The sequence below is a fragment of the Undibacterium sp. Ji42W genome, assembly GCF_049340405.1.
In the GTDB taxonomy this organism is placed as follows: domain Bacteria; phylum Pseudomonadota; class Gammaproteobacteria; order Burkholderiales; family Burkholderiaceae_D; genus Undibacterium.
This window is the reverse complement of record NZ_JBMPOV010000005.1, coordinates 342006-366798: the sequence shown is the minus strand read 5'-3', so window position 1 is coordinate 366798 and position 24793 is coordinate 342006. Positions and strand designations below refer to the sequence as shown.

General features: G+C 51.5%; 22 protein-coding genes. 16 read left to right on the top strand and 6 right to left on the bottom strand.

From position 1 onward, the window contains the following. The first annotated feature begins 46 nt into the window (after positions 1–46). Complete coding sequence (locus ACO0LG_RS13640) at positions 47–466, top strand: VOC family protein (RefSeq protein WP_423027145.1); 420 nt, start codon at positions 47–49, stop codon at positions 464–466. A gap of 408 nt (positions 467–874) precedes the next feature. Here the strand turns inward: ACO0LG_RS13640 and pgi are convergent, their stop codons facing one another. Beyond that, positions 875–2521 carry a glucose-6-phosphate isomerase gene (gene pgi / locus ACO0LG_RS13635; protein ID WP_423027143.1) on the bottom strand — a complete coding sequence of 549 codons (1647 nt, stop codon included), beginning with the start codon at positions 2519–2521 and terminating at the stop codon, positions 875–877. A gap of 188 nt (positions 2522–2709) precedes the next feature. Here pgi and ACO0LG_RS13630 point away from each other — a divergent pair, with 188 nt between their 5' ends. Further along, the gene (locus tag ACO0LG_RS13630; protein WP_423027141.1) at positions 2710–3150 is read left to right on the top strand and encodes a response regulator; all 441 of its coding nucleotides are present in this window, start codon (positions 2710–2712) and stop codon (positions 3148–3150) included. A 29-nt stretch (positions 3151–3179) separates the two neighbouring features. Here the strand turns inward: ACO0LG_RS13630 and rsmA are convergent, their stop codons facing one another. The 4 genes from rsmA to ACO0LG_RS13610 form a co-directional block, all read right to left on the bottom strand. Then, positions 3180–3962, bottom strand: a complete 783-nt coding sequence (rsmA, locus tag ACO0LG_RS13625) for a 16S rRNA (adenine(1518)-N(6)/adenine(1519)-N(6))-dimethyltransferase RsmA (RefSeq protein WP_423027139.1) — start codon at positions 3960–3962, stop codon at positions 3180–3182. A 35-nt stretch (positions 3963–3997) separates the two neighbouring features. After that, positions 3998–5038 (bottom strand): 4-hydroxythreonine-4-phosphate dehydrogenase PdxA, encoded by a 1041-nt coding sequence (gene pdxA / locus ACO0LG_RS13620; RefSeq protein WP_423027137.1) that lies wholly within the window; start codon positions 5036–5038, stop codon positions 3998–4000. Next, positions 5038–6396 (bottom strand): peptidylprolyl isomerase, encoded by a 1359-nt coding sequence (locus ACO0LG_RS13615; RefSeq protein ID WP_423027135.1) that lies wholly within the window; start codon positions 6394–6396, stop codon positions 5038–5040. Before ACO0LG_RS13615 ends, pdxA begins: the two co-directional genes overlap by 1 nt. A 173-nt stretch (positions 6397–6569) precedes the next feature. Beyond that, the gene (locus ACO0LG_RS13610; RefSeq protein ID WP_423027133.1) at positions 6570–8900 is read right to left on the bottom strand and encodes an LPS-assembly protein LptD; all 2331 of its coding nucleotides are present in this window, start codon (positions 8898–8900) and stop codon (positions 6570–6572) included. A gap of 147 nt (positions 8901–9047) precedes the next feature. Between ACO0LG_RS13610 and ACO0LG_RS13605 the strand changes: the two genes are divergently transcribed. The 4 genes from ACO0LG_RS13605 to ACO0LG_RS13590 are packed head-to-tail and all read left to right on the top strand — an operon-like array spanning position 9048 to position 13397. Beyond that, positions 9048–10112 carry an aminoglycoside phosphotransferase family protein gene (locus ACO0LG_RS13605; protein ID WP_423027131.1) on the top strand — a complete coding sequence of 355 codons (1065 nt, stop codon included), beginning with the start codon at positions 9048–9050 and terminating at the stop codon, positions 10110–10112. A gap of 9 nt (positions 10113–10121) precedes the next feature. Next, positions 10122–10835 carry an N-acetylmuramate alpha-1-phosphate uridylyltransferase MurU gene (murU, locus tag ACO0LG_RS13600; RefSeq protein WP_423027129.1) on the top strand — a complete coding sequence of 238 codons (714 nt, stop codon included), beginning with the start codon at positions 10122–10124 and terminating at the stop codon, positions 10833–10835. A 2-nt stretch (positions 10836–10837) separates the two neighbouring features. Further along, positions 10838–12196: a Xaa-Pro aminopeptidase gene (gene pepP / locus ACO0LG_RS13595; protein WP_423027127.1), complete on the top strand. Its 1359-nt coding sequence runs from the start codon at positions 10838–10840 to the stop codon at positions 12194–12196. Positions 12197–12206: 10 nt separating this feature from the next. Beyond that, positions 12207–13397, top strand: a complete 1191-nt coding sequence (locus tag ACO0LG_RS13590; protein ID WP_423027125.1) for an FAD-dependent monooxygenase — start codon at positions 12207–12209, stop codon at positions 13395–13397. A 29-nt stretch (positions 13398–13426) separates the two neighbouring features. On the opposite strand, the gene ACO0LG_RS13585 is transcribed toward ACO0LG_RS13590, so the two are convergent. Next, the gene (locus tag ACO0LG_RS13585) at positions 13427–14776 is read right to left on the bottom strand and encodes an MFS transporter (RefSeq protein ID WP_423027123.1); all 1350 of its coding nucleotides are present in this window, start codon (positions 14774–14776) and stop codon (positions 13427–13429) included. A gap of 157 nt (positions 14777–14933) precedes the next feature. Between ACO0LG_RS13585 and cyoA the strand changes: the two genes are divergently transcribed. The 10 genes from cyoA (at position 14934) to ACO0LG_RS13535 (ending at position 24734) form a co-directional block, all read left to right on the top strand. Next, entirely contained in the window at positions 14934–16034 is a 1101-nt protein-coding gene (cyoA, locus tag ACO0LG_RS13580; RefSeq protein WP_423027121.1) for a ubiquinol oxidase subunit II, read from the top strand. Beyond that, positions 16034–18040 (top strand): cytochrome o ubiquinol oxidase subunit I, encoded by a 2007-nt coding sequence (gene cyoB, locus ACO0LG_RS13575; protein WP_423027119.1) that lies wholly within the window; start codon positions 16034–16036, stop codon positions 18038–18040. The genes cyoA and cyoB overlap by 1 nt, the downstream gene beginning before the upstream one ends. Then, a complete protein-coding gene (gene cyoC / locus ACO0LG_RS13570; RefSeq protein ID WP_423027117.1) occupies positions 18033–18698 on the top strand; it encodes a cytochrome o ubiquinol oxidase subunit III in 666 nt (221 codons plus the stop codon). The genes cyoB and cyoC overlap by 8 nt, the downstream gene beginning before the upstream one ends. Continuing rightward, a complete protein-coding gene (cyoD, locus tag ACO0LG_RS13565; protein WP_423027115.1) occupies positions 18695–19225 on the top strand; it encodes a cytochrome o ubiquinol oxidase subunit IV in 531 nt (176 codons plus the stop codon). Before cyoC ends, cyoD begins: the two co-directional genes overlap by 4 nt. Then, complete coding sequence (locus tag ACO0LG_RS13560; RefSeq protein WP_423027113.1) at positions 19222–20091, top strand: SURF1 family protein; 870 nt, start codon at positions 19222–19224, stop codon at positions 20089–20091. Before cyoD ends, ACO0LG_RS13560 begins: the two co-directional genes overlap by 4 nt. Positions 20092–20174: 83 nt before the next feature. Beyond that, a complete protein-coding gene (locus tag ACO0LG_RS13555; protein ID WP_423027111.1) occupies positions 20175–21527 on the top strand; it encodes an ATP-binding protein in 1353 nt (450 codons plus the stop codon). 138 nt (positions 21528–21665) lie between these two features. Next, positions 21666–22202 (top strand): response regulator transcription factor, encoded by a 537-nt coding sequence (locus ACO0LG_RS13550; RefSeq protein WP_423027109.1) that lies wholly within the window; start codon positions 21666–21668, stop codon positions 22200–22202. Between the two features lie 91 nt (positions 22203–22293). Then, a complete protein-coding gene (locus tag ACO0LG_RS13545; RefSeq protein ID WP_422949406.1) occupies positions 22294–22506 on the top strand; it encodes a hypothetical protein in 213 nt (70 codons plus the stop codon). Positions 22507–22687: 181 nt separating this feature from the next. Continuing rightward, the gene (locus tag ACO0LG_RS13540; RefSeq protein ID WP_423027107.1) at positions 22688–23305 is read left to right on the top strand and encodes a LysE family translocator; all 618 of its coding nucleotides are present in this window, start codon (positions 22688–22690) and stop codon (positions 23303–23305) included. A 289-nt stretch (positions 23306–23594) separates the two neighbouring features. Next, entirely contained in the window at positions 23595–24734 is a 1140-nt protein-coding gene (locus ACO0LG_RS13535; RefSeq protein WP_423027105.1) for an HD-GYP domain-containing protein, read from the top strand. Positions 24735–24793: the final 59 nt, after the last annotated feature.

Genomic DNA, 24793 nt, shown 5'->3' with positions numbered 1-24793 from the left:
GGCAAGCTCGGCAAGCATGCTCAGGCAGAATTTTTTGAAAGCAAACATGAAATATCTGCACACCATGGTGCGTGTCACCGATCTTGAAGCTTCCCTGCGCTTTTATCGCGATGCACTAGGTCTGGAATTGGTACACCAGAAAGAATATCCCAAAGGCCGTTTTACCCTGGTGTATCTGGCAGCCCCTGGCGACCATGATGCCCAGGTTGAACTGACCTATAACTGGGACCCGGAAGAATATACCGGTGGCCGCAATTTCGGCCATCTGGCTTATCGTGTTGATGACATCTACCAGCTATGCCAGCGCCTGGCGGATCACGGTGTCACAATCAACCGTCCACCGCGTGATGGTCATATGGCTTTTGTGCGCTCACCCGACAATATTTCGATAGAGTTGTTGCAGCAGGGCGAACCACTGGCACCGGCTGAACCCTGGACTTCGATGCCGAATACCGGTAGCTGGTAATCAGGTAGTCCAATAAAAAAGCAGACCAAGGTCTGCTTTTTTTAATTTTGGTGGTCGCTACGACGCGCTTCCTTATTCATAGCGCGTATCAGTACAACCATGCTCAATACGATGACGACTGAGACAACACCAAAAATTCCTGTCCACATAGACGCATCCTGAATTGATTTAAGATGTTTCTTTATATCAATCAAGATGCCGTGCGTCAACTTTGCAAAGTAGGTTTCGAGGAATTTTAACTATTTCTTTCAATCACACCAGCTCCTCAAAACCTGTTTATGATCTGCAGCGAGCGTGCGTCAGCGGAGTGAAGTGAAGCGCAAAAAGCGGAATATACGCTAGTACATGAGCATTTTGAGCAGCACATGCGCCCTGATCACGCTCGTGCTTCAGATCGGGAACAGGTTTTCAGACATGCCCATGCCTGCGGAAGTAAGCAATCAAACCGCTGGTGGACGTATCCAGATGCGCGTCATAGTCCTGGTTACCTAAAATCGCTGGCAAGAGACGGTTAGCCAGTTGCTTACCCAGCTCCACGCCCCATTGATCAAAGGAATTAATGCCCCAGATCACGCCCTGGACAAAGACCTTGTGCTCATACAGTGCCAGCAACATACCTAGTTGGAAAGGGTCCAGGCTAGGCATGAGTATGGTGGTGGATGGCTGGTTACCGGCAAACACCTTGTGCGGCAAGAGCTTGGCAATATTGGCGTCACTGAGCCCGGCTTGTGACAACTCTTCACGCGCCTGCGCCTCGGTCTTGCCAAAGGCCAGCGCAGCGCTCTGCGCCAGGCAATTTGCCAGCAAGGGTGCCTGGTGGCCAGGCAAAGGATAGTCACTGGATGCCGCCACCACAAAATCACAGGGTATCAACCAGCCGCCCTGATGCAGGAGCTGGAAGAAGGCATGCTGGCCATTCACACCTATCTCTCCCCAGACAATGGGGTTGGCGCGGCAAGTCAGGGCCTCACCATCGCGGCTGACGGTCTTGCCATTGGATTCCATCTCCAGTTGCTGCAAGAAGGCGGGTAAATGACGTATCGATTCGTTATACGGCAGGATGGCCGTAGTCTCTGCTCCAAGGAAATTGGTGTTCCAGATCGAGATCAGGGCCAGCAAGACAGGTAAATTCTTTTCAAGTGGCGCGTTACAGAAATGCTTGTCCATGGTTTCTGCACCTGCCAGCAGACGCTCAAAACCATTCATGCCTATCGCCAATGCAACGGACAGTCCGACAGCTGACCACAAGGAGTAACGACCGCCCACCCAATCCCAGATTTCCAGGATATTTGCATCTGGTATGCCAAATTCATGCGCCTTGCCCGGGCTGGAAGTAACGGCAATGAAGTGCTTGCTGACGGCCCACTCTTCCATGGCTGCTGCCATCAGCCAGGTGCGGGCAGTCTGGGCATTGATGCTGGTTTCTTGCGTAGTGAAGGTTTTGGAAGCCACGATGAACAAGGTCGTGCGTGGGTCCAGTTTTTCTAGCAAAGGTGCGAGATGGGCACTGTCCAGATTTGAGACGTAATAAAACGTCAGCCCGGGATGCTGGAAGGCCGACAAGGCACGCGTCGCCAGCTTGGGCCCCAGGTCTGAACCGCCTATGCCTATGTTCACCACCGTCTGTATCGCATCTCCCTTGAAGCCGCGCCACAAGCCACTGCGTACCCGTTCGACGATGTCGCGCATTTGCTTGCGCACTGCTCTGACCTTGGGCATGACATCGTCAGCCTCATTCGGGAAAGGCGTAAAGTCAGTATGCCGCAAAGCTGTATGCAAGACTGCGCGGTCTTCACTGATATTGATTTTTTCACCAGCGAACATGCGGTCACGCCAGCCTTCTACTTTGGACAGGCGCGCCAGGGCAATGAGGCTATCCAGAGTTGCCTGATCTATACGCTGTTTGGAATAATCGACCAGCAAGCCATCAAGCTCGACCGAAAAATGCCTGAACCTGTCACTGTCGGCGGCAAACAATTCACGCAGATGTTGTTGCTCCAGCCTTTGTTGGTGTGCCAGCAGGGCTTGCCATTCCGGCGTGTGAGTTATATTCATGTTTTGTCAGTCTTTCAAGTAATTCGTCATCCTCATGTCTCAGATTATAGGCCAGACAATTATGCATGCTGCAAGCTTATTATTGCTAAAATTAGCACTCATTTAAATTTTTGCAGACAAAATCCAAAACTGGATTTATCGTAAACAAAAATTAATGCAATGTAAATTTGCAGAGGAAACGGATGAACATGTTAGACAGACAAGACATAGGCATCTTTATTGTGGACGACAATGACATCAGTCGTTCCATGCTGCGCCATATCCTCAATAGCGAGGCATTCAATGTCATTGGTGAAGCGTCCAGCGGCGTGGCCGCGCTGGACTGGCTGGAGAAAACCATCCCTGAAGTAGTGTGCCTGGACGTCATGATGCCGGACATCAGCGGCCTGGAAATTCTCGAACATATCAAGAAAATTTCGCCTGATACCGTCGTGCTGATGGTCACCGGCAGTAATAATAAAGAGACTGTGGTCAAGGCGATCAAGGCAGGGGCAAATGGCTTTATTGTCAAACCCTTCAATCCCGCAACGCTGCTACAGTCCATGCATTATTCAGTCAGCAAATCCCAAAAACAATTGAAAATCCTGATAGACCGCAGAAAAGCCTGGCGTAAAAGCGGGCTTCTGTAAGTCTCCACTCTGCTACACCTCAAGCAGGATCAGGCCTGGCGTGCGCTCAGCAGATTAGCCAGGGCAACATAAGCGTCGACTGCGATAGTCTCAGGACGTAATTGCGGGTCAATTCCACACGCCAGCAAGTCTGCCTCGGTCAACAAACCGGCCACGCAATTGCGCACTACCTTGCGTCTTTGTGAAAATGCCTTGGTGACGACCTCTTCCAGCTTCCTGATATCGCAAGGCAAAGCACCCGGCTTGGGTATCATGCGCACGATAGCTGACTCTACTCTGGGCGGAGGGTCAAATGCCTCGGGCGGTACGATGAACATCAATTCCATGTGGTAGCGTACCTGCAGCATGACCGACAGGCGACCATAAGTTTTGCTGCCTGGGCCTGCAACCATGCGCTCGACCACTTCTTTTTGCAGCATGAAATGCTGGTCTTCTACCAGCGGCGCTATCTCGGCCAGGTGAAACAGCAAAGGGCTGGAGATGTTATATGGCAGATTGCCCACCACGCGCAGCTTCTGGCCTTCAGGCACAGGGATGGAGGCAAAATCAAATTGTAGGGCATCACCCTCGTGGATGACGAGTTTTTCTGGCGAAAAGTTTTTCTTCAGGCGAGCCACCAGGTCCCTGTCCAGCTCGACCACATGCAATTGCGTCAAACCATCGAGCAACTGACGCGTCATGGCAGCCAGTCCAGGGCCTATCTCGACCATGGTTTGTCCAGGACGCGGGTTGATGACACGCGTGATATTACTCAAGACCAATTCATCGGTCAGGAAATTCTGGCCAAAACGTTTACGAGGGATATGTTTCATATTTTTCTTGCTTATTTCTGCTTATTTTTGCTTATTTACTTGTCTTGCTTGTTGAGCATGCTGGCCGCAACACGTATCGCCACCAGCATGCTGCTGATATCAGCGTAACCTGTGCCCTTGGCCGCCAGATCGAGGGCGGTGCCGTGATCAACCGACGTGCGTATCAACGGCAGGCCGAGAGTGATATTCACACCCAGGCCAAAACTCGCATGCTTGAGCACCGGTAAGCCCTGGTCATGGTACATCGCCAATACACAATCAGCCTGCTCCAGGTATTTTTGCTGGAACAGGGTATCCGCTGGATAAGGGCCGCTGACCTGCATGCCAGCTTCTTGCGCTTTTTTGATGACCGGCGTGATGACTTCAATTTCTTCCGTGCCCAGGTAACCGTTTTCACCCGCATGCGGGTTCAGTCCAGCCACCAGGATGCGTGGATTTTCTATGCCGAATTTGCTGCGTAAATCGGCATGGATGATTTCCAGGGTTTTCCACAAATCATCAAACTGTATCGCTGCAGCGACTTTGCTGAGTGGCAGATGAGTAGTTGCCAATGCCACCCGCAAGGCTTGCGGCAGATGATCATTGGCTTCACTGGCGAGCATCATGACGACGCGGCCAGTAAAGGTTTTCTCGGCAAAATATTCGGTATGACCACTGAAAGCAACACCGGCATCATTGATCGTACTTTTTTGCAAAGGGGCAGTGACTATGGCTTCACACCATTTGCGTTGCACGCTTTCGATAGACACATCCAGAGTATGCAAGACGGACCGGCCATTGCGCGGGTCCAACTTCCCGGCAATCACAAAAGTATTCAGGGGACAATCGATGACGGTCAGGCGCTCATTGCCAGAGGCAGGCAAGCCCTGATGCCGCAAAGCTTGCAGAGATACGCCCATCATGCTGATGGCAGGATCAAGTTCGGCTGCCAGCATGGACAAATAGGCAGCGTCACCTATCAATACTGACCTGACTTCATGCCTTAACTGCCAGGCAGCCAGTATCGCAATTTCAGGCCCTATGCCAGCCGGTTCGCCTACGGTTACCGCGATGACCGGCAAACTGGGCTGTGGCATTATTTTTCTTCCAGGCGGAAATCGACATAGGCACGGTCACGGATTTCACGCAGCCAGTCTTGTAGCGCTTCATCTGACTTGCGCTCGCGCACAGCCTGGCGGGCAGCAATACGTTGCCTGTCTTTCGATAATTCATCAGCCTTGCGCTCTGTCACCTGGATCAGATGCACACCAAATTGCGTGGTCACTGGCTCGCTAAGCTCATTGATCGCCAGCTTGTCCATAGCTTGCTCAAACTCAGGCAAAGTAGAACCCGGGTACAACCAGCCCAGGTCGCCGCCTTTGGAGGCAGAACCATCTGCAGAGTGGGTCTTGGCCAGGTCTTCAAAAGTGGCTTCCTTGGCTTCTATCTTGCGCTTGAATTCCTGCAATTTCTTGCGGGCCTCATCTGCAGTCACAATCTGGCTGACCTTGATGAGGATGTGGCGCACATGACTTTGCTGCTCGGCAGCGGCAGCCTTGGTGTCATTGACGGCACGCTTGCCATTCACTTTGACAATATGGAAACCATTCGGGCTACGTACGATATCAGAGAATTCACCGACCTTGACCTTGCTGATGGCATCGACAAACAATTGCGGCAAACGGTCTTGTTCACGCCAGCCTATGTCGCCGCCCTTCAAGGCTTCTGAGCTATCCGAGTAGGTAACAGCGGTCTTGCCAAAGTCTGCGCCTTCACGCAATTTTTTCAAGACTTCGTCAGCGCGTGCACGGCGAGCTGCGATTTGTTCAGCTGAGGCTTTTTCAGGAATGCTGATCAGGATGTGAGCCAGATTCAATTCTTGCTTGGCGGCTGCCTTGTTGTTGGCTTCGGCTGCCAGGTAGTTATCAATCTCGGTTTCAGATACTTGTATCTTGCTATCCACTTCTCGCTCACGTATGCGCTGCATGAGGATATCGTCGCGGATCTGTTCACGGAATTTCGCATAAGGTGTGCCTTCGCGCTCGATCTGGTTACGGAACTCAGGCAAAGTCATCTTGTTTTGTTCGGCCAGGCGTAACATGGTACGGTCCAGCATGACATCATCTACACGCATGCCGTTTTCTTTGGCCAGTTGCATTTGGGCACGGTCAGTGATCATGCGTTCCAGCAATTGCTTTTGCAACACAGCACGGTCTGGCAAGGGCGTGCCCTGCTTTTTGAGCTGCGTCTCTATTTCCAGCATGCGGGCATCCAGTTCCTGCCGGGTAATCACTTCATCATTGACCACGACAACAATGCTGTTGACCTTTTGCGCCTTGCTGTTTTGCGTCTTGGGAACGGCAATAGGGCTGAGTTTGACTTGCGACCATGCTGTCGAGCTGATAAGCAAGCCAGCAGACACTGCCAGTACTGTGAATAAGTTACTTTGTTTCATTTGCAATAAAGGTCGCATATTGGTCCAAAATCCTGTTAAGCCATTCCCGTAAGAGCATCAAAGCGGGCAAAAGTTGCAATATACACGTTCGCTCCGGTTTCATAAACTGCCGAGCAGAGCATATACAGCATGTGTATTGTTAGTACAGCAAATTATTTATCTACAGCAACAAGCTAGCGCTCACTGCCAGACTGGTAGCCTGAAATATTCTTTTTCAAAGCATCAATCGGGTTGGTACCAAAACCCAACCTGGCCAGGCCATTCAACTCCAATTGTATGGAAAAGCCGGAGGTATTGTTAACGCTATTGGTAGCAAACCTTTGTGCCAGGAATCGCAATGACCAGCAATCAGCCTTGTATTCAAAGCCCAGCAAGCCATCCACCATCTTTTTATCCATCATGGAGTAATTGCTCCTGCCTACCATGTACCAGCGGTCTGCCACCGGCCATTGGGCTGACACATCGACCTGCTCCAGGCTATTGCGCTGATAACGGTATTCGAGGTTCAAGACTTTTTTCGGTGAAGGCTGCCAGTGCACGCCGTAGTTGGCACGTACTGACTGCCTGTCTGTCTGGCTCAGTTGCAAAGCCATTTCACCGCTCAGCGTCGATGACAGTTTGCCAGTTGCCGCCAGCAATAAATCTGAACGACTGGGGCTCACAGTATTATCGAGCGTGACTTTTTGCGTATTGAAATAGAAACGCTGGCCGATCGCCAGTTTCAGGCTTTCATCACCATTGCCTTCGATAAAACGGGAAATCAGGGCAGCAGTAATCTGGTTGGAGTCACCTATCCTGTCCTGGCCGGTAAAACGGTTTTCACTAAAAATCTGGGCGAAATTAAAGTCGGCGACCGCGCTGTCAAAGTTAGGCATGCGCGACTGATCGCGGTAAGGCGTATTGACATAGAACAGGCGCGGTTCCAGCGTCTGTGTCAACTCCTTGCCAAACATCTCGGTCTTGCGCTCAAACACCAGGCCACTATCTACCGAGAACGTTGGTACCACGCGATGGAAATCAGATTCCTTGCCTGGCTCCGGGTTCACCAGATGGTAGTTGGTCGCATGGAAAGAGATTTTCGGGATGATAAAACCACCAGCCTGCACCAGAGGCAGAGAAATCTGGGGATTGAACACCGCCCTGTCACCACGCACCATGGTTGGGTGCCAGAAGCGCGTCAATATGCTGTCCATGGACCAGTCCAGCCCTGCGACATCATGCTGCTCGGCATGCAATTGCAATTGCGGCAACCTGTCATAAGGGCGCGCTATCGGCGCCGCCAGATCCTGCAAAACTTGGTAATTCGAGGTCCTGAGTGACAGATTCCAGAAAGAACCGTAATAGGTCAGGTTAGCTTCACGCAATAACAAGCGCTGTGCTGTTTTGGTAATGGTGCGCGAAAAGTCGGTAGGATAATCATCATCCGAGGCTGAGTTGATATTCCAGGACAACTCCAGTTGCGGCAATAATTTTTGTTGGTGTATGGACGCCACAGCATAACGGTTAGTACCAGTCACGCGGTCATTAAGCAAACCTTCGACACTGGTTTCACCGGCATAGGTTTCACCCAGATAACGCCCCTCCACTCCGAGTTGCAGGCCGCGCCTGGCTATCATTTTTGGGTAGAGCGTCAAATCACGGTTAGGTGCAATATTAAAATAATAAGGCAGCGTCATTTCAGGGCCGCCCTTGGATGATGCTCCCAGTATGGGCGGCAGCAAACCAGAATGACGTGCACCCGACAGCGGGAAAGTCAATGAGGGTGTTGCCAGGATGGGTACACCCTTAAAATATAACACCGACTTGCCAGCCACGCCCTTGTCGAGGCCCGTATCAAGGCTCAGGGTATCTGATTGCAGATACCAGTCAGGGTCCAGGCCTTCGCAAGTGCTATAGGTACCGCGCGTAATCAGGGAGCGCTCTTCATCCTGAAAATCGATGCGCGCAGCATGTCCCTGGGCATTATTACGCAAGAGTTTATAGATGGGATTGGCAACATAACCGGAGCTGGCATCAAGTTGCATGCGCAAGGCATCACCCTTATAACAATCACCATAGCGTGTCATGCGTACTTTGCCACTGGCTTCAACTTCGTCTTCAAGGTTACGATACATCGCCTCATCTGCATTGATGCGGGTACCTCCCTTGACGACTTCGACATCATGTTCAAACTTGATATAGCGCTCTGGCATCCCGGAGAAATTACCGGCACGGACAGTCACGGGGGCGTTTTTGTCATCCTGCTTTTGTTTTTCGCTCAGCTTTTCCAATTGCTTCTGGCTGGGCAAAGACTCTTTGGACGACTTGTCGTCGGGCTGAGTTTGCAGTGGTGACTGGATAGGGGTTGCCAGCTGTGTTGGTGCCTGAACTTCATCCGGCTTGGATGTAATGACGTTCTGAGCCATCGCCTGAGAAAAGTAGGCAGGCACCAAAACCGACACCAGAATTGCCGGGATAGTAGGAAACAACAGCGGTGAGTGAGATAATACGGGTTTCCTGCGCATGAATTCAGTGGTCAATAAGCGTTTTGCCAACAATGCTGGACGATGTCATACAGACAATGTGCCAGAAATCAGTCGCCTATTATAGGTTAAATGCTGGCAAAACCACTTGAAGTATGCAGACAAACTAACTTTCATTACTATTTATACATGTCTTCTACAGCAATCCCAGGGAATTCTGCAGCATCTGCAGCGATCTCCCCAGAAAAAGAACAACGCAAGCAAGCGCTGCAAACCTGGCTTGCCAGCGTAAACAGACATGCCATAAAGCTGGATAGCATGCGTGCGGCATCCGCAGATGCTAGTTTTCGTCAGTATTATAGAATTGACACCGAAGATGGTCACAGCCTGATCGCTGTTGATGCACCGCCCGCGACAGAGAATAACGCAGCCTTTATCAAGATGGCAAAGCTCTTGAAAAGTATCAACCTGACTGTACCAGAAGTACTGGCACACGATCTTGAGCAAGGCTTCATGCTGGTCACCGACATGGGCATGCATACCTATGGCCAGATCTTGAACAGCGACAATGCGCATAAGCTGTATTTGGATGCGATAGACAGCCTGATCCTGTTCCAGGCGCAAAGCCAGGCTGATGTCCTGCCTGAATATGACCGGCCTTTCCTGCTGCGTGAATTGAATATTTTCAAGGAATGGTATGTAGGCAAGCACCTGGGTGTCACTCTGACTGATGCGCAAACTGCCACACTGGATAAAGTATTTGATCACTTGCTGGCCAGCGCACTGGCGCAGCCGCAAGTGTACGTACACCGCGACTATCATTCACGCAACCTGATGTGGATGGACAAAGGCAATCCCGGCATTATCGATTTCCAGGACGCCGTATATGGCCCCATCACCTATGATCTGGTATCGCTGCTGCGTGACGCCTATGTACAGTGGGACGAGGAAATCGTGCTCGACTGGGCCATACGTTACTGGGAAAAAGCCAGGCGTGCGGGATTGCCGGTAGCACCGGACATCGACAGCTTCTACCGAGATTTTGAATGGATGGGCTTGCAGCGTCATCTGAAAATCCTCGGCATCTTCGCCCGCCTGTCGCATCGAGATGGCAAGCACCATTACATAGCCGACATCCCTACTGTTATGGAATATGTACGCAAGACTTCGAATCGCTACAAGGAACTGATCCCGCTGTTACGCCTGCTGGACGAGTTGCAAGACAATGCGCCGCAAGTTGGCTACACCTTCTAAGGCTGCATTATGAAAGCCATGTTACTTGCCGCCGGGCGCGGCGAACGTATGCGCCCATTGACCGATGCCTGCCCCAAGCCTTTGTTGAAGGTGCGTGGCAGGCCACTGATCGTCTGGCATATTCTGAACCTGGTCAAGGCTGGCATCACCGACATGGTCGTCAATCATGCCCACCTCGGCCATATGATAGAAGATACTCTCGGTGACGGTTCGCGCTTTGGCGCAAAGATACAATACTCAGCTGAAGAACAGGCACTGGAAACAGCAGGCGGTATTGCCAAGGCCCTGCACTTGCTGGGCGATGATCCTTTTATCGTAGTATCCGGTGATATCTACATCCCCCACTTCAATTTTTCTGAATGTCTGAATACCCTGGAAGAAAATGACCCCTGGGGTAATCCGCATCCGTCAGACAAACGCGATATTGCCTGGTTGTATATGGTGAAAAATCCCAGCTTCCACCCGACTGGTGACTTTGCCCTGACACTGATGGGCTTATCGAATGAAGGCACGCCAAGACTCACCTTTGGCAATATCGGCGTGTATCGCCCGGAAATGTTTGCCTCAATACGCCCGGGTGACCATGCCAAGCTAGGCCCTTTGCTGCGCGAATACATAGATGCAGGCCGCATAGGCGGTGAACTGTACCGCGGTGAATGGCATAATCTGGGCACACCGGATCAACTGGAAGCGCTGAACGCGCCATTGAATTTCAAAGGATAAGCATGAGCATCAACACCACTAACTATTCTGCATATTCTGCACGTCGCCAACAACTGATGGTACAAATGCAGGCGCAAGGTGGTGGTGTGGCAGTAATACCAACTGCGCGCGAATGGATACGCAATAGCGATAATCATTTTCCTTTCCGTCACGACAGCCATTTTTATTACTTGTCTGGATTCACCGAACCGGAAGCGGTGGTCGTGCTGGTCTCTACTACAGACAAACAAGAGTCGATTCTGTTTTGCCGCGAAAAAAATCCCGAACGTGAAATCTGGGATGGCTTTCGTTTTGGGCCAGAGGCAGCGGCCAAAGAATTTGGCTTCGATGCGGCTTACCCCATCGCCAGCCTGGCAGAAAAACTGCCTGAATTGCTCAGTGATGTACGAACACTATTTTACAGCGCAGCACAAGAACCACATATCGACAGCCAGGTACAACAAAGTTTGCAAGCCTTGCGCGACAAGGGCCGCAGCGGTATCAAGGCCCCGTCCATTACGGTGGATGTGCGCGAACTCATCGATGAAATGCGCCTGTTCAAGGATGCGATAGAAATCGCCCTGATGCAGCGTGCCGCCAGCATTTCTGGTGCTGCCCATGCGCGTGCCATGCGCAGTACCAGGCCTGGCAAATTTGAATATGAACTGGAAGCGGAGCTGCTGTATGAATTCCGCCGCAATGGCGCGCAGGCACCGGCATATGGTTCCATCGTCGCCACGGGTGCCAATGCCTGTATCCTGCATTATCAAAGCAATCAGGCACAGATCAAAGATGGTGATCTGGTCTTGATTGATGCTGGTTGTGAATTCGATAGCTATGCATCCGACATCACCCGCACCTTCCCTGCGAACGGCAAGTTCAGTCCTGCGCAAAAACGTCTGTATGAAATCGTGCTGGCATCGCAACAGGCAGCACTGGAATGTGCACGACCAGGTTCTGTATATATGAATGGCCACAACGCAGCAGTACGCGTACTGACCCAGGGCATGCTGGACACGGGTTTACTGGATAAAAACAAGGTCGGCAGTCTTGATGATGCGATAGCCAGCGCCGCCTTCCGCCAGTTCTATATGCATGGTACAGGTCACTGGCTGGGTCTGGATGTACATGATGTTGGTGACTACCGAGCAGCCGAAAAAACCGGAGATACAAGGGCTTACCGCCAGTTACAACCTGGCATGGTCATCACCATAGAACCCGGCATTTATGTACGCCCTGCCGAAGGCGTGCCGCAAGAATACTGGAATATCGGCATACGCATTGAAGACGATATTCTGATCACGGCAGATGGCCATGTCAACCTCAGCCGCGACACACCAAAAACCGCGGCAGAGATAGAAGCAGAAATGGCGAAAGCGTAAGGCTCGACAAATGACTCATACTATCAATGATGTTGATATCGCGATATGTGGTGCAGGCCCGGTAGGACAGGTACTGGCTTTATTGCTGCAACAGCAGGGTTACGCGGCTGAGCGCATTGCGCTATACGATGCCAAGACTGCAGAGCAGGCAGAACAGGATGCGCGCTCCATCGCCATCTCCTATGGCAGCAGGCAAATCCTGCAGGCGGCTGGCGCATGGCCGATCAAGGCCACAGCCATACAGGAAATCCATGTTTCACGTCGTGGCCACTTTGGACGCAGCCTGATGCGGGCGGCAGACTATGCGGTGCCTGACCTGGGTTATGTCGCCCGCTATGGCGACATCATACGGCCACTGCAAGCAGCTATCAGGAATCTCAGCAATAGCAGCATACGCATACAGCGACCGGTCAGTGTCAGCAATATCGAAGAAGCTGCAGACCATGTGCGCCTGACACTAAGCCATGCAGACACAGGAGAAATCAACCATGTCAGCGCCAGCATCGTCATACAGGCAGAAGGTGGTACTTTTGGCGATCAGGAACAGCGCAGCCTGCGCCATGATTACCAGCAAACCGCCATCATTGCCCATGTCAATACCGATGCCCAGATAGCCGGGCGCGCCTTTGAACGCTTCACCGAACAAGGCCCGCTGGCCCTGTTGCCGCAAGAAGATGGCTATGCCCTGGTCTGGTGTGTACGCCCTGAGCAGGCAGAGCATTTGCTGGCACTGGATGAGCAGGGTTTCAAACAAGCCCTGCAAACCGCCTTTGGTCATCGCCTTGGCAACTTCATCAAAACATCAGCGCGCTTGTCTTATCCGCTGGGCCTGAACGCCCAGGCACATGCAACGGCACGCACAGTCGCCATCGGCAATGCCGCACAAACCCTGCACCCGGTTGCCGGACAAGGCTTGAACCTGGGCTTGCGTGACAGCATGGTATTGGCACGCGCACTGACCCGACACTTGCATAACGTCGCCAGCACCGATCCTGCGGCCGCCTTGCAAGCCTATCTGGCCGAACGCCAGGCCGACAGAAAGCTGACCATACGCATCACCGACAGCATGGCCCGCGTATTTGCCAGCAGCCCTGATGGCTCATTCAGCCAGACCTTGCTGGGCCTGGGGCTGGGCGCACTGGATATGGTGAAGCCAGCAAAACGCGCGCTGGCAGAACAGATGATGTTTGGCTGGCGCTGAGCGCACACTGCGGTGCGCTCAGTCATCAATTAGTTCCTGATCTCCAGGGCACGATTCAAGCTCAGCGCCGCTACCGAACATGCTGCGCCCGACAGCAGGTAGAGACTGACATACTCCAGCCCGAAATGGGATGACAGCCCCAGCGCCACCAGTGGTGCAAAGCCCGCCCCTACCAGCCATGCCAGATCAGATGTCAAGGCAGCACCGGTATAACGGTATTTGGGAGAAAAATTAGAGGTCACGGCACCAGAGGCTTGTCCGTACGACAATCCCAATACGCCAAAGCCCAACAAAATAAAAATATCCTGTCCAAGCTCACCACCATCCATCAACGCGGGTACGAAGCCACTGAGCACGGCAATCATCAATGCCAGCGCAAACAGCATCTTGCGACGGCCAATATGGTCGGCAATCAGGCCAGAAATAACAATACCCAGTATCATCAATACCGCACCGACTATCTGAACTTCCAAAAACTCGCTCAGCGAACGTTTGGAATAAATCGTGATCCAGGACAACGGGAACACGGTAACAAGATGGAACAATGCGTAGCTGGCCAAAGCTGCCAGTGCACCGATGAGCAGGTTACGTCCCTGTGAGCGGGTCATTTCAACAATACTGGTTGGCTCAAGTTCCCGTTCATCAAGTAAATGCTTGTATTCATTGGTCGAAACCAGACGGAGTCGGGCGAATAAGGCAACGACGTTGATCGCAAATGCGACATAAAACGGATAACGCCAGCCCCATTCCAGGAAGTCTTCAGTCGACAGATTGGCAAGCATATAGGCAAACAGGCCCGCCGCAATGATGAAGCCTACCGGCGCACCCAATTGCCCCAGCATTGCATACCAGCCACGCTTGTTTTCGGGCGCGTTCAGGGCCAGCAAAGAGGGCAAGCCATCCCAGGAGCCACCCAGTGCAAACCCCTGCCCTATGCGCAACAAGGACAGCAAGACGATGGAAGTTGCGCCCAAATGTGAGTAAGTTGGTAGGAAAGCAATGCCAGCAGTAGATACGCCGAGCAAAAACAGGGCAATGGTGAGCTTGGCTTCACGTCCAAGTCGCTTCTGGATTTCCATAAAGGCCACGGTACCAAAGGGGCGTGCCAAAAATGCAAATGAAAAAATTACGAAGGCATACAGTGTGCCTTCAAGTCTTTGTTCAAATGGAAAGAAAACCTGGGGAAAAACCAGCACTGAGGCAAGTGCATAGACAAAGAAATCAAAATATTCCGAGGCTCTGCCGATGACGACGCCAATGGCAATTTCGCCGGGGGCAATAGAGGAATGGTCGGAATGATGATCTTTCATATTACTGCTTCCAGAAGCTGTCATATGACTGGAAGGCAGTTCATTCTCATTGGTGCTGATGCTGGCCATAATGGTCCCTCAATTTATCTCTAAAATTATAGTCTGGCTCCTGTGCAATCTTCAGTTCTGATGCTTATTTGAAAACTGAGACAAAACGTCCAATCGCCACGGCCTTTTTGTAAGAGTACATTAGCACAAATTTCTATAATCATTGACCTATCTCAATATGATTCCCTTATTTGCACGACGCGGATTTGCTGTTTTTTCTGCAATTTTGTTGGCGGGTTGCAACACGGTGGTAATGAACCCATCTGGCGATATCGCCTCTCAACAAAGCCATTTGATATGGGTATCTACGTTGTTGATGTTACTGATCATCATACCGGTGATCTTTTTGACCATCCTGTTTGCCTGGCGTTACAGAAAAAATAACACCTCTGCCAAATATGACCCAGACTGGGATCACTCGACCCAGCTTGAACTCGTGATCTGGGGTGCGCCGCTACTAATTATCATCGCCTTGGGCCTGATCACCTGGATCAGCACGCATACGCTGGACCCCTACCGCAAACTGTCGCGCCTGGATGAAAACCGCCCTATTCCTGCCAACGCAAAGGTTCTCAACGTCGAAGTTGTTGCGCTGGACTGGAAATGGTTGTTCATTTATCCGGATCTTGGCATTGCCACCGTTAATGAACTGGCCGCACCGATAGATGTACCAGTACGCTTCAAGATTACTGCATCGAATGTCATGAATTCCTTCTTCATCCCTGCACTGGCTGGTCAGATCTATGCGATGCCAGGCATGCAGACGACACTCAATGCAGTGATTAATAAACCGGGTGAATTTGATGGCTTTTCAGCCAACTATAGCGGCGCAGGTTTCTCTGACATGCGCTTCAAGTTCCACGGCATGAGCACGCAGAATTTTGAACAGTGGGTGCAGGCAGCCAAAGCCAAGACGCAAACGCTGGACCGTGCGACTTATCTGAAACTGGAAAAACCGAGTGAGCGTGAGCCGGTGCGTCATTACGCAAGTGTCGATGCAGATTTGTATCATGCCATTTTGAATCGCTGCGTTGCCACAGGTGAAGTCTGCATGGACAGAATGATGATGAGCGATGCAAAAGCAAATGCCAGAGCTTATGCTGCATCTGACGCGAAAATGGATTTCAGTAATTTGTTCACGCAGCGCCTGGAACAGGATAACGCCGCACGCACAGCACGCTTGTTGGCCTATCTGGACGCCGACATTTGCAAAGCATCTCCTGAAGTGTCCCCTGAAGCGTTCCCCGCAGCGCTTCCTCTTATCATCGGAAGTAAATGATGCAAGACCATATCGATTTGACGAAGTTGATCTTCGGCCGCCTCTCCTGGGATGCGATTCCCTTTCATGAACCTATCTTGCTGGCAACCTTTATCGCCGTTGCTATCGGTGGCATAGGTCTTTTCGCGGTGCTGACATATTTCCGCGTGTGGGGCACTTTGTGGCGTGACTGGTTCACCAGCATCGATCACAAAAAGATAGGTATCATGTACGTGATTTTTGCCCTGGTGATGCTGCTGCGCGGCTTTGCTGATGCCATCATGATGCGCATGCAACAGGCAGTGGCCTTTGGCGACTCTGCAGGTTTCTTGCCACCACATCACTATGACCAGATCTTTACCGCACATGGCGTGATCATGATCTTCTTCGTGGCGATGCCGCTGGTGACTGGTTTGATGAACTACGTGGTACCGCTGCAAATCGGTGCACGCGACGTGGCCTTCCCTTTCCTGAATAATTTCAGCTTCTGGATGACTGCCTTTGGCGGCGGCCTGGTCATGGCTTCGCTGTTTGTCGGCGAATTTGCGCGTACTGGCTGGCTGGCATATCCACCACTGTCTGGCATCCTGGCCAGCCCGGATGTCGGCGTTGATTACTATATCTGGTCATTGCAAATTGCTGGTGTCGGTACCCTGCTGTCGGGTATCAACCTGATCGCGACCATCATCAAAATGCGCGCGCCTGGCATGACAATGATGAAGATGCCAGTGTTTACCTGGACTGCACTGTGCACCAACATTTTGATCGTTGCTGCCTTCCCTGTACTGACTGCGGTATTGGGCATGTTGTCACTCGACCGCGTGTTTGGCACGAATTTCTTCACCAATGATCTGGGTGGCAATTCCATGATGTATGTGAACCTGATCTGGATCTGGGGTCACCCTGAGGTTTATATCCTGGTCTTGCCTGCGTTCGGTGTGTTCTCTGAAATCGTTTCGACATTCTGTAGCAAGCGTTTGTTTGGCTATACCTCGATGGTATATGCGACCGTGGTGATTACGATTTTGTCTTACCTGGTATGGCTGCATCACTTCTTCACGATGGGGTCAGGTGCAAGTGTCAATTCCTTCTTCGGTATCACCACCATGATTATCTCGATTCCTACCGGAGCGAAGATATTCAACTGGCTGTTCACGATGTACCGTGGCCGTATCCGTTTTGAATTGCCGATGTTGTGGACAATAGGCTTCATGATCACTTTCGTTATAGGTGGCATGACAGGTGTCTTGCTGGCGGTACCGCCTGCCGATTTCGTTTTGCATAACAGCCTGTTCCTGATTGCTCACTTCCACAATGTCATCATCGGTGGCGTGTTGTTTGGCATGTTCGCTGGCATCAACTACTGGTTCCCAAAAGCTTTTGGTTACAAGCTCGATGATTTCTGGGGCAAATGCTGCTTCTGGTTCTGGACTATCGGTTTCTATTTCGCTTTCATGCCTTTGTATGTACTTGGCTTGATGGGTGTGACGAGACGTTTGAGCCATTTTGAAGATCCATCCTTGCAGATCTGGTTCCAGATCGCTGCTTTCGGTGCCTTCCTGATTGCCTTGGGTATTGCGTCCTTCATCATCCAGTTATATGTGAGCTACAAGCGTCGTGATTCCCTGCGTGACTTTACTGGTGACCCATGGGGTGGCCGCACGCTGGAATGGTCAACCTCCTCACCACCTGCACCGTATAACTTTGCCTTTACACCAAAAGTGTATGACAACGATGCCTGGGCTGATATGAAGAGCAAGCAATACAGCAGGCCAACAGATGGTTTCGTACCGATACATATGCCTAAGAATACCGGTGCAGGCTTCATCATCGCTTTGCTGAGTGCTGTCTGTGGTTTTGCCCTGATCTGGCAGATGTGGTTGCTGGCAGGCCTGGGCTTTGTTGCCATGATGGCCGCCATCATTGTCCATACCTTTAATTACAAGCGCGATTACTATATCCCTGTTGCCGACGTGATCCGCACAGAAGATGAACGTACCCGCTTATCAGGTGCCAGCCATGTCTAATACTGCGACTTTCCCCAACGAAGGCACGAACTTGAATACCAGCGCAACTTCTGAACCTGGCAAATTTGTCAGCAGCGATTTTTATGTCAAGGAACATCATCCGGAAAACGGCACCTTGCTCGGTTTCTGGCTCTACCTGATGAGCGATTGCCTGATCTTCGCCTGCCTGTTTGCGACCTATGCCGTACTGGGCCGTAACTATGCAGGTGGCCCTACAGGTGCAGAATTGTTTGACCTGCCGCTGGTTGCTATCAATACCTCCCTGCTGCTGTTATCTTCCATCACGTATGGCTTCGCCATGCTGGAAATGCAGCGCAAGCGTGTTAAAGCCACCTTGATATGGCTGGCCATTACCGGCTTGCTGGGTGCCGGTTTTATCAGTCTGGAACTGTATGAATTTGCCCACCTGATACACGAAGGTGCGGGCCCACAACGCAGCGGCTTTCTGACCTCGTTCTTTGCCCTGGTTGGTACGCATGGCTTGCATGTGACTTTCGGTATTATCTGGCTGATTACCCTGATGTTCCAGATAGGCCGCCATGGCCTGACGCCAGAAAATGGCAGGAGGCTGATGTGCCTGTCGATGTTCTGGCATTTCCTGGACGTGATCTGGATCGGTGTATTTACCTTTGTTTATTTGATGGGAGTCTTGCCATGAGTGCACACCAAGAACATGCGGCGCATGGTCACGACGGTCACGATGATCATCAGGGACATACCCACGCCAACCATGGCAGCCTGAAGGAATACGCCACCGGATTTATCCTGGCGGTGATTTTGACTGCGATACCCTTCTGGCTGGTCATGGGTAAAGTCATGAACAAATCGAGTACGACAGGCATGGTCCTGCTGGTATTTGCAGCGATACAGATCGTCGTGCACATGGTGTATTTCCTGCACATGAATAGCAAATCAGAGGGCGGCTGGACCATGCTGGCGCTGCTGTTTACCGGCATGCTGGTATTTATCATGATGAGCGGATCACTATGGGTCATGTATCACCTGAATCACAATATGATGCCCGGCATGATGCATGAAGCAGAAACAAAGCCGGAATCGATAAAAGGCGAGCTTATGCCCATGTCAAAACCAGAAGCACAATCAATACCTGCACCGGCATCCGGTCCGGCACCGGCATCCAGTCCATCAGCGGACAACACGAAGCCCATGCCGTCCATGCAATGAGTGAGCCAGAACCAGGAATGACAGGTAAAGGGGCTGATCTGGCGTCCAAGTCAGCTCAGCCCAGGCATCTTGCCCGGCACTCCAGTTTATTCAGAATAAGCTTCACGGCCTGCATGGCAGTTATTTTTGCAGGCTTTATTTCACTTGCTACATGGCAGGTACTACGCCTTCAATGGAAGCTCGATTTGATAGAGCGGGTTGAACAGCGCGTACACGCAGAACCAGTCCCGATTCCCGGTTTTTCACTATGGCCACACATCAATGCCAGTGCGGATGAGTACCGGCATGTGCAAGTCAGTGGCGTTTTCCTGTATGAGAAAACCATACTGGCGCAAGCCACGACAGAATTGGGCGGCGGCTTTTGGGTCATGACGCCGCTGGCGACTGCAGATGGCGCCACGATACTGATTAACCGTGGTTTTATCCCGGAAAAAATGGCTGCGTCTTACCGGGCGTCGTCAGAAAAAGATCGCCTGTCCACATCTGACGCCAGCATCATGCAGGTCACCGGTCTGTTGCGCATGACAGAACCAGTTGGAGGGTTTTTAAGGAAAAATGATCCCACTGGTAATCGCTGGTATTCACGCGATGTGAACGCCATTGCTACTGCAACTGGCTTGACCAGGCCTGCCCCTTTCTTTATCGACGCCGATGCAAGCCCTGCCGGCAATAAGCGCCACGCCCAGCAAAATGAAGTGCCCGCCAACACCCCTGTCGCGGGCTTGACCGTGATTCATTTTCACAACAATCATTTAATTTACGCCGTAGTCTGGTTCTCGCTGGCAGCCATGACGGCAGCAGCCTGGGCGTATGTCATGCGGGATAAAAAAAATACCAAGGCCGTCAAGGCAGGGAATACCGCATAAAACAGGCTGGAGTTGCAAATTTAATATAGAGCCCATGATCTGTTAGCATGCACTAAAAAGCACAATAACGGGACATGGCAAGCATGATAAGAAAAATACTTCCTCATAGCATCGGGCAAGGCATAGTGGCAAAAACCGCAACAAAAACCCCAGAAAAACAGTCTGCTATTGCGATAGAGTACGAGAACTCGGCAGGTCACAAGAACATGTTGCAGCTTATACAGCTGCGCTGGCTTGCCGTGTTTGGCCAGCTATCAACCATATTGATCGTCATGTTTGGCTTTGGCATACAGTTGCCTCTGGTCAAAATGCTGGCCGTGCTGATCTGTCTGATCAGTTTTAATATTGCCAGCCATTTACGCTGGCATGAACGCGTGTATGTGACCAATGGCGAACTGGTTTTTGCTTTGCTGATTGACGTATTCAGCCTGACGGCACAGCTGTATTTTGGCGGCGGCACGTCGAATCCCTTCGCTTTTCTGTATCTGCTGCAAGTGATTTTAAGTGCGGTCTTGCTGGAAGCATGGTCCACCTGGATCATCGTCATCATCACCAGTGCCTGCCTGGCCGGACTATCGCTGTTTTCTGAGCCTTTGCCTCTGCCATCCAGTGAAACTGGCGGCTTATCGCGCTTGTATATCGCTGGCTTCATTATTTGCTTCATGCTCAATGCTGCCTTGTTGGTTTTCTTTATCACCCGCATAGGCCGCAACCTGCATGCGCGGGATGTTCAACTGGCCGACCTGCACCAGCGTGCTGTGGAAGAAGACCACATCGTGCGCATGGGTCTGCTGGCCTCTGGCGCAGCGCATGAACTGGGTACGCCACTGGCCACACTGTCTGTCATCCTTGGTGACTGGCGACGCATGCCAGAGTTCAAGAAAAACCCTGAGTTGCTCGAAGAAATCAGCGAAATGGAAACGCAGTTGCAGCGCTGTAAAAGCATCGTCAGCGGCATCCTGCTATCTGCCGGGGAAGCACGCGGTGAATCTGCACTCAAAACCACAATCAACACCTTCCTGAATGATCTGACCAAGGAATTTATCTCGACCCGCCCTATCGTCTCATTTGGTTTCGACAATCAGATTCAGGAAGATATGCCCATCGTCTTTGATACTGCCTTGAAGCAGATGGTCTGTAATGTGCTGGATAATGCGCTGGAGGCTTCACCTGACTGGCTGAGCATGGAAGCCAGGCGCGAAGGCGATGCACTGATATTTACGGTAGTCGATCGTGGGCCTGGTTTCGACCCGGCCATCCTGTCACGCATAGGAGAACCATATCAATCGACCAAAGGCCGCCCAGGCAGCGGGCTGGGATTATTTTTCGTCGTCAATGTGGCACGCAAACTGGGTGGTCATTTCACGGCATCCAACCGCGAAGATGGCGGTGCCATCGTACAATTGAGTTTACCGCTTGCGGCAATCATGCTTTAGGAACCTCATATTAAGCAGATTTGTTCCGGTAAGAAAATCAATAAAAACTTTACAATGTCACAAGAGCTGGAATAGTTTGGATGGCCGTTCTGCTCCACCTCAACGAATTACAGCGTTAACTTCAGGAATTGTTTCACTATGCCAGAAAGTCGTCTGTTACTCATTATCGAAGACGATACTGCTTTTGCCCGCACACTGGGCCGCTCGTTTGAGCGGCGCGGCTATACCGTGCTGCACGCAAGCAGCAAGGACGATGCTGAAAAATTATTATCAGACCATAGCCCCGCTTACGCCGTGGTAGATCTAAAGCTCAACGGCCATTCATCGGGCCTGGCTTGTGTACAGCTTTTGCACCAGCACAATCCCGACATGCTGATCGTCGTGCTCACGGGGTTTGCCAGCATTGCGACTGCCGTGGAGGCAGTCAAACTGGGCGCTTGCCAATACTTGTCCAAACCGTCCAACACCGATGATATCGAAGCTGCCTTTGGACATATCGCTGGCACGGCAGAGGTAGAAATTACCAATCGCTCTACGTCCATCAAGAATCTGGAGTGGGAAAGAATCCACGAAGTACTGGCTGAGACTGACTTTAATATTTCAGAAACAGCACGCAGGCTCGGCATGCACAGGCGCACGCTGGCGCGTAAGCTTGAAAAACAAAGAATCAAGTAATTTACTGGTCTGTTATTTTTGAGCAAACACAGTAAATACCTGCCTCACCTTGTTTACTCTATAATCCGCCCTTCAACTGAAAGGAAACACCATGAAAATGCGCATCAAAAGACGCCATCTGAATTTTGGACGCTTGTACAATCACCAACTGGCTGCTGTGCTTGAAGCTGCATTTGAAGAATTCAAAAGCAATTTCAGCGAGCAAGGCGCATCCATCACCGAGTCTATAGATTCTTTACAAGACCTGGGTGCCAGCTACCGTCATTTCAAGAAATTTGCCCTGCGTTTTGCCAAGGCACATTAATCTTTGCAGTCTCTGCAGGAGCGGCTTTGGCCGCGAACAGTCCGCGCAATAAGGCCAGTTCGCGGCTGAAGCTGCTCCGGCACTATCCCCCTTCTTTGCCTGTTACGCAAAAATCTGTATCCCTGCCGCTGTACGTTTTAAACGTACAATTTCCTCTCCTGGCACACACAGAGTTCTTTCCATGAAACTGTATCCTTTATTCCTGCTGATGGCAGCAGCCACCGTATTGAGCCCCGGCCCTGGCGTGGTCATGACGCTGACGAATGCCTTGCGTTATGGCATGCGTGGCACTTTTGGCGGCATCCTGGGTATCGCCTTTGGTGCGCTGATTGTCGCTGCAATTTCTGCCACCAGCGTGGGTGTCGTGCTGGCTGCATCCGCTACCGCATTTACCGTACTCAAGCTGCTCGGTGCAGGTTACCTGATTTTCCTGGGTATCAAGCTCTGGCGCGCTCCGGCTTTCCGTTTCACGGAAGGCAATGCCCATGAAGCCAGCTTCAAGAAGCGTTTCATGGAAGGCCTGTCTTTGCAGATGACCAACCCCAAGGCGATATTCTTTTTCCTCTCAGTGTTCCCGCAATTCATCGACCCGGCCATGAGCTATGGCCTGCAGTTTGCCGTACTGGTCATGACTTATAGTGGCCTGATCGTCATCATCCATAGCAGCTATGCAATTTTTGCCGGACGCGCCAAGACCTGGCTGACATCAGAAAAAGGCGGCTCGTCCATGAATAAAATAGGGGCTGCCACGTTCATATTTTTTGGTTGCGCTCTGGCGGGTGCGAAACGGACAGTGTAAGCAAGACATCGGCACAACATAGACACAACATAGACACAACATAGGCACACCATAAGTACGGCGTTCTTCCCAAGGGCACGACGTTTCCCAGGCGTTCCCAAGGTGTTCACAACTTCGCTGTGCAGTGCACAAGCAAAAACACAATCACAGCGCTGCAAAGCTGCAACGGATTCATCCATTCTTGACATTTGATAACAAGTACGGGCAAAGAATTCTGCTAGGATAAATGCGTGTTCAGGGTACTCCGGCAAGCTTCATTCCCCCGTATCATTCACCGTCCGAGGTGTGCATGTCAACCAGACGCATAGGGATGTCTGACATCGTCATAGGCCAGGCCTTACCATGGGATGTGTATGGTAATGATGGCAGCCTGCTGCTGCGCAAGGGCTTTATTGTCACCCATGCCGGGCAGGTATCGGCTTTGATAGAACGCGGCCTGTTCGCCGATACCGGCAAATCCGAGGGTGGCATGCGCGATGGCAAAGCGGTAGAGAAAGCCAGTGAAGCTCCTTCTGTTGTGCGCACCATCAATGCAGTGCGTACAGAATTGCGCAGGCTGGTTTATAACCTCAATACCGAAGCCGATGTACAAACCCAGCTTATCTCCCTGACCAAAAAAATGGGCGCAGCCGTCTTCATGGCACCTGATGTAGCGTTGGGTTGTATTTTGCTGAATCAGGATGATAACTATGGGCCCAGGCATTCTGTCGATACTGCCGTAGTATCACTGCTGATTGCCCGTACGCTCAAAAAACCAGCGGATGAAATGCTCTTGCTGGCAGCCGCTGCACTGACCATGAATGTGGCCATGCTGAGGCAGCAGGAAAAGCTGCAAGAAAAAAGCGAAACACTCAATGCGTCAGAACAGGAATTGATTTCACAGCACCCTGAAGCCGGGGTCGCCATGCTGCGTGCCGCCGGGGTGAATAAGGAAGACTGGCTGTCCTGGGTTTTACATCATCATGAGAGTGAAGATGGCACAGGTTACCCTGCTGGTAAAACTGGTGCAGATATCCCACAAAACGCCAAGATTATTTCACTCGCTGACCGCTACTGCGCCCGCGTCTGTGCCCGCAGCTATCGCAAGTCCATGCTGCCAAATGCGGCATTGCGCGACATCCTGGTGGAAGGCAAATCCAAGATAGACCCGATGCTGGTCACTGTATTCATCAAGGAGCTGGGTACCTATCCGATAGGCACTTTCGTCAGGCTAGAAAGTGGTGAAACTGCCGTGGTGACAGGCAAAGGCGAGACCACGACGACACCTTATGTGCATGCATTGCTGGGGCCGCGCGGCACCCCACTGTCGATACCATTGCGCCGTGATACGGCAAAACCCCTGATGGCAATACGCGAAGTCTTACACCGCGACCAGGTGTCAGTCAAATTTACCATGCGTCATTTATGGGGTGATATTGCCCGCTTATGAACATCCTCGCCGGGCTTGCGCCAGCCAAATGACAATTGCTTCATTCACCGGAATTTAAG